7 protein-coding genes are annotated in these 6,000 nt (G+C 50.0%); 5 read left to right on the top strand and 2 right to left on the bottom strand.

Annotated features, from left to right (window positions below; genetic code table 11):
• From ACESLU_RS01925 to ACESLU_RS01910, 4 genes are all read left to right on the top strand, one after another.
• Positions 1-617 (top strand): electron transfer flavoprotein subunit beta/FixA family protein (locus ACESLU_RS01925; RefSeq protein WP_372634355.1); only part of this gene is annotated, 617 nt, incomplete at its 5' end.
• 286 nt (positions 618-903) lie between these two features.
• Complete coding sequence (locus ACESLU_RS01920) at positions 904-1,878, top strand: electron transfer flavoprotein subunit alpha/FixB family protein (protein WP_372634353.1); 975 nt, start codon at positions 904-906, stop codon at positions 1,876-1,878.
• Between the two features lie 157 nt (positions 1,879-2,035).
• Positions 2,036-3,361: an FAD-dependent oxidoreductase gene (locus tag ACESLU_RS01915; protein WP_372634350.1), complete on the top strand. Its 1,326-nt coding sequence runs from the start codon at positions 2,036-2,038 to the stop codon at positions 3,359-3,361.
• The gene (locus ACESLU_RS01910) at positions 3,358-3,660 is read left to right on the top strand and encodes a ferredoxin family protein (RefSeq protein ID WP_372634347.1); all 303 of its coding nucleotides are present in this window, start codon (positions 3,358-3,360) and stop codon (positions 3,658-3,660) included. Before ACESLU_RS01915 ends, ACESLU_RS01910 begins: the two co-directional genes overlap by 4 nt.
• Positions 3,661-3,773: 113 nt before the next feature.
• Here ACESLU_RS01910 and thpR read toward each other — a convergent pair whose 3' ends face one another.
• Both thpR and ACESLU_RS01900 read right to left on the bottom strand, forming a co-directional pair.
• Complete coding sequence (gene thpR / locus ACESLU_RS01905; protein ID WP_372634344.1) at positions 3,774-4,307, bottom strand: RNA 2',3'-cyclic phosphodiesterase; 534 nt, start codon at positions 4,305-4,307, stop codon at positions 3,774-3,776.
• Positions 4,307-4,582, bottom strand: a complete 276-nt coding sequence (locus ACESLU_RS01900) for an acylphosphatase (protein WP_372634342.1) — start codon at positions 4,580-4,582, stop codon at positions 4,307-4,309. Before ACESLU_RS01900 ends, thpR begins: the two co-directional genes overlap by 1 nt.
• Positions 4,583-4,757: 175 nt before the next feature.
• Here ACESLU_RS01900 and ACESLU_RS01895 point away from each other — a divergent pair, with 175 nt between their 5' ends.
• Positions 4,758-5,696, top strand: a complete 939-nt coding sequence (locus tag ACESLU_RS01895) for a LysR substrate-binding domain-containing protein (RefSeq protein WP_372634339.1) — start codon at positions 4,758-4,760, stop codon at positions 5,694-5,696.
• The last annotated feature ends 304 nt before the right edge of the window (positions 5,697-6,000 follow it).

Below are 6,000 nucleotides of genomic sequence, written 5' to 3'. Positions count from 1 at the left end.
AAGGAGAAGTGGAAGTAGTACTGGTCGGTCCCGATACCGCCTCGGAAACCATTCGCAAGGCACTGGCTATGGGAGCCGACAAAGCGACCCACATCCGGACCGGCGGGAACATCGACTACGATTCGTCGGTCTATGCAAAAATTTTAGCGAGCTTTTTTAGGGACAAGGAATATGATATCATCTCGTGCGGCAAACAGTCACAGGACACAGATGCGGGGCTGACCGGAAGTATGCTTGCCGAATATCTGGACCTTCCATACGCCACCAATGCGGTGGGACTTCAACTGGAGGGGGACCAGCTTATTGTAACACGCCAGGGTGATGCGGGCCAGGAGGTCATCGCCTTGCCAGGCCCCTGCCTGGTTACCTGCTCTAACGACATGAACGAACCCCGGATACCCAGCCTGAAAGGTATTATGCAATCAAAGCGCAAGCCGGTGGAAACCCTCGAACTCGAAGCCCTGGATATTGAAGAAACTGACCTTCAGACCCAAACAGCAGTTACGGGTTACAGGGAGAAGCCGGAGCGTGAAGCGGGACAAAAATTTGAAGGCGACCCGGCAGAACTGGCCCAAAAAGTGGCAAGACTGCTGGATGAAGAGGCAAATGCCATATAGGCCTTCAGCGGTCCGTCTTCGGCACTGGGTCAATAATCCTTCGGAAACACGGAAAGCCGAAATAGGACTGCTTGTCTATTTTCAGGATATCATTATTAAAGTTGTTAAATTATTAATCAGAGTGCTTTGCAAACCAGTCCCGAAGCATCGGGAAATATCACAACCTGAGCGAATTCAAAACCACAGCATACAGATATAAAGGATATGTGAGGATTTTGAGTTCGCGTAAATGCAGAGATTGGCCAAAAGAACGGTTTTGCAAAGCCATCAATCAATTTTATAAACCATGAGCACTCTACTCACCCATATTGCTATCAGCGACGGTACCATCAAGCGATCTTCACTCGAGGTTTTATCTTACCTCCGGCAACAGGCCGAGACTCATGGACACGATGTGGAAGCGGTGATCATCGATGCAGCCGCTTCGGACTTTGTCGGGCAGGTCCGGAAATACGGTGCTTCCAAAATTTACACGGTGGAAGATCCTGTTTTTAAACATCACATAAATACCCCTCTCCTGAAAGCGCTTGCCCTGGTCATGGAGAAAGCCGATCCGTACCTTTTTGCATTTGCTTCCACCGAAAGCACCAAAGATATCCTGGGGGCTTTGGCAGCTAACCAGGATGCGGCGGTACTCTCCGACGTGTCGGCTTTTGAACTTACAGGAGACGGTGTTAAGGCTACCCGTCCCGTTATGGCGGCCAAGATTCTTTCGGAAAATGAAGCCCGCGGTGATAAAATCCTTATCTCTGTCCGATCGGGTTCCTATGAGTCAAGCCCGAAAGAAGCGGACGGCGAAGTGGTAGATATCGATTTTAGTATCGATGAAAGTGAGATCCAGCCTACGCTACGCGAAATTATTGGCGCCTCCGGCGACAAAGTCGATTTATCCGAAGCGGAAACGATTGTTGCAGCGGGACGCGGAACCAAGGATGAAGAGGGACAGCAGCTTGTTTCCGAATTGGCCTCGGTTCTTAACGCAAGTATCGGTGCGTCCCGGGCCCTGACGGAGGCCGGCATTGTGGATCCCAGCCTTCAAATCGGTCAGACCGGAAAAGTCGTTGCACCCCGGCTTTATATTGCGGTGGGTATCTCCGGCGCTATCCAGCATGTAGCAGGGATGGCCAACAGCAAGATAATTGTAGCCATCAATAAAGATCCCGAGGCTCCTATTTTCGATATTGCCGATTACGGCATTGTGGGCGACCTCTACAAGGTACTGCCTCCTTTTATCGAAGAGTTGAAAAACATCAAGCGGTAAGGCTTATACAAAACGGGGGCACCGGGATTCCGCCAGACGAAAGAGCTTGTAACGAGCGAATGCAGTAACTCCTTATAGCTCCGACAAACTCCTGGCCGTAACGTTTATGGCCTACTGCGTAGTTGAATGCTATTCCAAATAATTAAAAACCGTCACCATGGATGAGAAGTTTGATTGCATTATTGTCGGAGCGGGTATCGCCGGATTAGCTGCGGCCATGATCCTGGCCCGCAATAATATGAAGTTCCTGCTTATCGAAAAAGGCGACTTTGCCGGAGCCAAGAATATATCCGGCGGCGTGCTTTGGGGGACGGACCTGGCCCGGCTGGTACCCGAATACTGGAAGGAAAAAGACGGCGGCTGGGAGCGATTTATCAATCACCGGCGCCTTACGTTTATGGACGAGCAGTCGACCTTTTCCATGGATTTTAAATCTTCTCACTTTGACGAACCTCCCTACCCCGGGGTGGTTGTGCTGCGATCGAAATTCGACCGGTGGCTGGCTGAGAAGGTCCAGGAAGCCATCGAAGGGAGTGACTATGCTACGGAATCATTCATCGCAACCAATATCAAGGTAGACGAGGTACTCATGGAAGATGATAAAGCCGTGGGTATCCGTACGGGTGAAGAAGAATTCCATGCCGACAGCGTCATTATCGCCGAAGGGGTCAATAACCTGCTTACCCGTCAGGTGGGACTTCAGGACGATTATGTGCCCGCTGATCACATGCTTACCGGTATCAAGGAAGTTATTCGCTTTGATCAAAAGGTACTGGAAGATCGCTTCCAGCTGGACGGACTCAGCGGGATGTCGAATGAGTTTGTCGGCTATGCGACCGACGGGGTGGAAGGCGGCGGTTTTCTGTACACCAACCGCGATACGATTTCACTCGGACTCGTGGCCGGCATCAAGGATATGCGGGAGAAGGAGAAAAGTCCCCACGATATCCTCAACCACTTTAAACAACATCCCGTCATCCGGGATACCATCAAAGGGGGCGAGGTAGTGGAATACTCGGCACACGTCGTCTCTTCCGGCGACAAGCGTGCAATGCCCAGGCAACTCTATAAAGACGGGGTCCTGCTTTGCGGCGAAGCGGCGAACCTGCTGATCAATGCCGGCAAGGCTATACAGGGAATGGATTTCGCACTGCGATCGGGCATTATAGGGGCCGAGACCATTATAAAAGCGAAAGAACAGGGGGATTTTTCCAGCCAAACCTTGCAGGAATACCGGCAGGCCCTGGATGAAAGCTACGTGATGAAAGACATCAATAATTTCCAGGATGCCGTCCATATGCTTCACAGCCCCGAAATGTTCCGGGATATTCCCAACCTGGTCTGTGATTTTGGCCGCAAATTCTTCACCATCGATAACGAGCCGACCCAAAAATCGCGCAAGCTGTTCTCAGCGTCCGTTAAAAAACACTCTTCCTACTGGGATCTGATTAAAATAGCATTTAAAGGAGCTAAATCATTATGAAACTGCTTAATCTTTCAGAACGACTGGGCCTGGTCAGCTATCGCAACCAGGCCAAATCCGACATCAAGCCCCATATCAGGGTCGATACGGATATCTGCAACTCCGTCTGTCCCCATAAATGCACCACCTACGTTTGTCCCGCCAACTGCTATACCATGGACGAGGAAGGCAACGTCCATTTCCAGGTCGAGGATTGCATCGAATGCGGGACCTGCATGTATGCGTGTGATCAGGGGGCGGTGGACTGGAATTATCCCGATCCGGAGATCGGCCGCGGCGTAACCTGGAATTTCGGCTGAGCTGAACTCTGGGGCCGTACCCTTCCTCCTGCTCCCCTGCTGTCGGAAAATTTAGTTTTTTACTCCCGGCTCAACACTTTCAAGCATTCTACTTTTCACTTCCCGCCTCTTTCTCATTGGAGAGGAAAGTGCTCTATCCTTTTATGAACAGCGCCAGAGGACCGTAATATGCTTTCGTACAGCACAAATTCCTTTACGGATACGTCCGGAATCGCAAACTGCTTGTGTTGGTTGATCAACGAGCGGATGTCGCGCCTGGTCACCCCCCGGGCGCGTCCAAGGGTGATGTGAGGCTTAAAGGAGTGATCCGCGGGATCGAATCCCAAGGCAACACATTTTTCTTCAATCCGGGCCTGCAGCTTCATCAGCTCTGCAGCGTTCGTAATACCGGCCCACAATATCCTGGGATGTCCTTTCTGGGGGAAACAGCCTAAGCCCTCGATCTTCATTGAAAAAACCTGTTGGTGAACACCGCTTAATGTATTAATCAGAGTGTTCAGCTGTTCTTCCCGGGTATCTCCCAAAAACTTCAGCGTTATATGCAATTGGCTGCGACGCTGCCATCGCACCCCCTCGATCGGTTGTTTCAAATCGGCCAGCCGGCCTCGAACAGACTCCGGCAGCGGTGTGGCTATAAACAGGCGCATCAGTGATAGCGGACTTCAAACGTATCGTAATCTTCGTCGGCTTCTTCCACCTCCACATCAATATTATCGACCCGGCTGGCCCCCGGTCCCTTTTCACAACGGTTTACCATTTCCCGAATATGGTCCATCGGTCCTGCAAAGACCGCCTCTACACGTCCGTCGGGCAGATTTTTCACCCACCCGAATACTCCCACTTCTTCGGCATTAACTTTTGTAAAGTGACGAAACCCAACTCCCTGTACTCGGCCTTCTATAATTATGTGCGCTTGTTGCATAAAAGTTATCTCCGGTTTTATCTCTTTTGATCCAAAAATTTTTATTTTACATCCGTTAGCGTCAAAGGTACCAATCTATCAGGAAATATCTAACTTTCAATAATTTATAGTCATAAAGTTTGTATAATTCACTGATGTTAATTCAACTTTTATTTCGAACAGACCTTCATTTCCGATGACACTCACGCAGCTTTCTTATATTGTGGCCGTCGACCGCTATCGTCATTTTGCCACCGCAGCCGAAAAGACCTACGTCACCCAGCCGACGCTAAGCATGCAGATCCACAAGCTGGAAGACGAATTGGGAATCACCATTTTCGACCGTTCGAAGTCCCCCGTCATTCCCACCGAAATCGGTGAAAAAGTGATTACCCAGGCCCAAAAAATACTCAAGCAGGCCAAACATATTGAAGATCTGGCATCGCTGAGGGAGGACGAGCTGCACGGGACTTTTCGAATCGGCATAATTCCAACCATTGCCCCCTATCTGCTGCCCCTGTTTTTGCGAAATTTCAAGGAGAGGTATCCCGACGTGCGGTTGGTATTCGAAGAAGTAGTGACGGAGGAACTCCTCGATTTACTGGACGATGACTACCTCGACATCGGCATCATTGCCACTCCTGTGGAACGGGGCAATATCTTCGAGGAAGAGCTCTATTATGAGCCGTTTATCGGTTATATCTCTCAGACCCATCCGCTGGCGACAAAAGAAACCATCACGGTGGACGACCTGGAGGTATCCAACCTCTGGCTGTTGAATGAGGGCCACTGCTTCCGCGACCAGACTGTAAAGCTGTGCAAGAAGTTCAGAAAAAATAAGCTGGAAGATCCCGACATTGAATTTGAAAGCGGAAACCTGGAGACCCTTAAACAGCTGGTTGAGCAAAACTTCGGAATGACCCTGCTGCCATACCTTGCTAAAAACCAGATCAACGAGCAGTGTGCCAAAGCCCACCTGCGCTACTTTGAGGATCCCGTTCCCCAGCGCAAAGTGCGGTTGATATATGGTCGAGAGTATCTGAAACAGAATATCATTCAGGCCTTCAAAAAAGAGATTTTAGATGCCATCCCGGCCGAACTCAAGAAAAAGGAAGAGGGAGTACTGGTAGAATAGGCTCGCTGCGGCGAACCTTCTCAGCTGCAAATTCACAACATCCTTATCTCGGCTTAGGGTCCCCCGCCGAAAAGTCCGACAGGCGATTAATTTATGTATAGGAGCCTTTGAAAAACCAGTCCCGAAGCATCGGGAAAGGTCAAGGCCAGAGGGAGCTTGGAATCGCAGCATGTAGCCCATATGTGAGAATTTCAACCGACCGGTAACGCCGACATTGGACAAGAGGACGGTTTTGCAAAGGCTTCTGTCATGTATCCTGAAAAAAATACTTAGTAATTCTTTAAAAGGTTCCATAGTTTTGGAG

This window comes from Fodinibius sp. (genome assembly GCF_041642155.1).
Classification (GTDB): Bacteria; Bacteroidota; Rhodothermia; order Balneolales; family Balneolaceae; genus Fodinibius.
The sequence above is the reverse complement of the archived record's forward strand: the minus strand, read 5'-3'. Positions and strand labels throughout refer to the sequence as shown.

What these genes read in the sequence shown, in the direction of transcription:
- ACESLU_RS01910 (WP_372634347.1), top strand. Translation starts at nt 3,358, where the DNA reads ATGAAACTGCTTAATCTTTCAGAACGACTGGGCCTGGTCAGCTATCGC.
- ACESLU_RS01900 (WP_372634342.1), bottom strand. Translation starts at nt 4,582, where the DNA reads ATGCAACAAGCGCACATAATTATAGAAGGCCGAGTACAGGGAGTTGGG.
- ACESLU_RS01895 (WP_372634339.1), top strand. Translation starts at nt 4,758, where the DNA reads ATGACACTCACGCAGCTTTCTTATATTGTGGCCGTCGACCGCTATCGT.
- ACESLU_RS01920 (WP_372634353.1), top strand. Translation starts at nt 904, where the DNA reads ATGAGCACTCTACTCACCCATATTGCTATCAGCGACGGTACCATCAAG.
- thpR (WP_372634344.1), bottom strand. Translation starts at nt 4,307, where the DNA reads ATGCGCCTGTTTATAGCCACACCGCTGCCGGAGTCTGTTCGAGGCCGG.
- ACESLU_RS01915 (WP_372634350.1), top strand. Translation starts at nt 2,036, where the DNA reads ATGGATGAGAAGTTTGATTGCATTATTGTCGGAGCGGGTATCGCCGGA.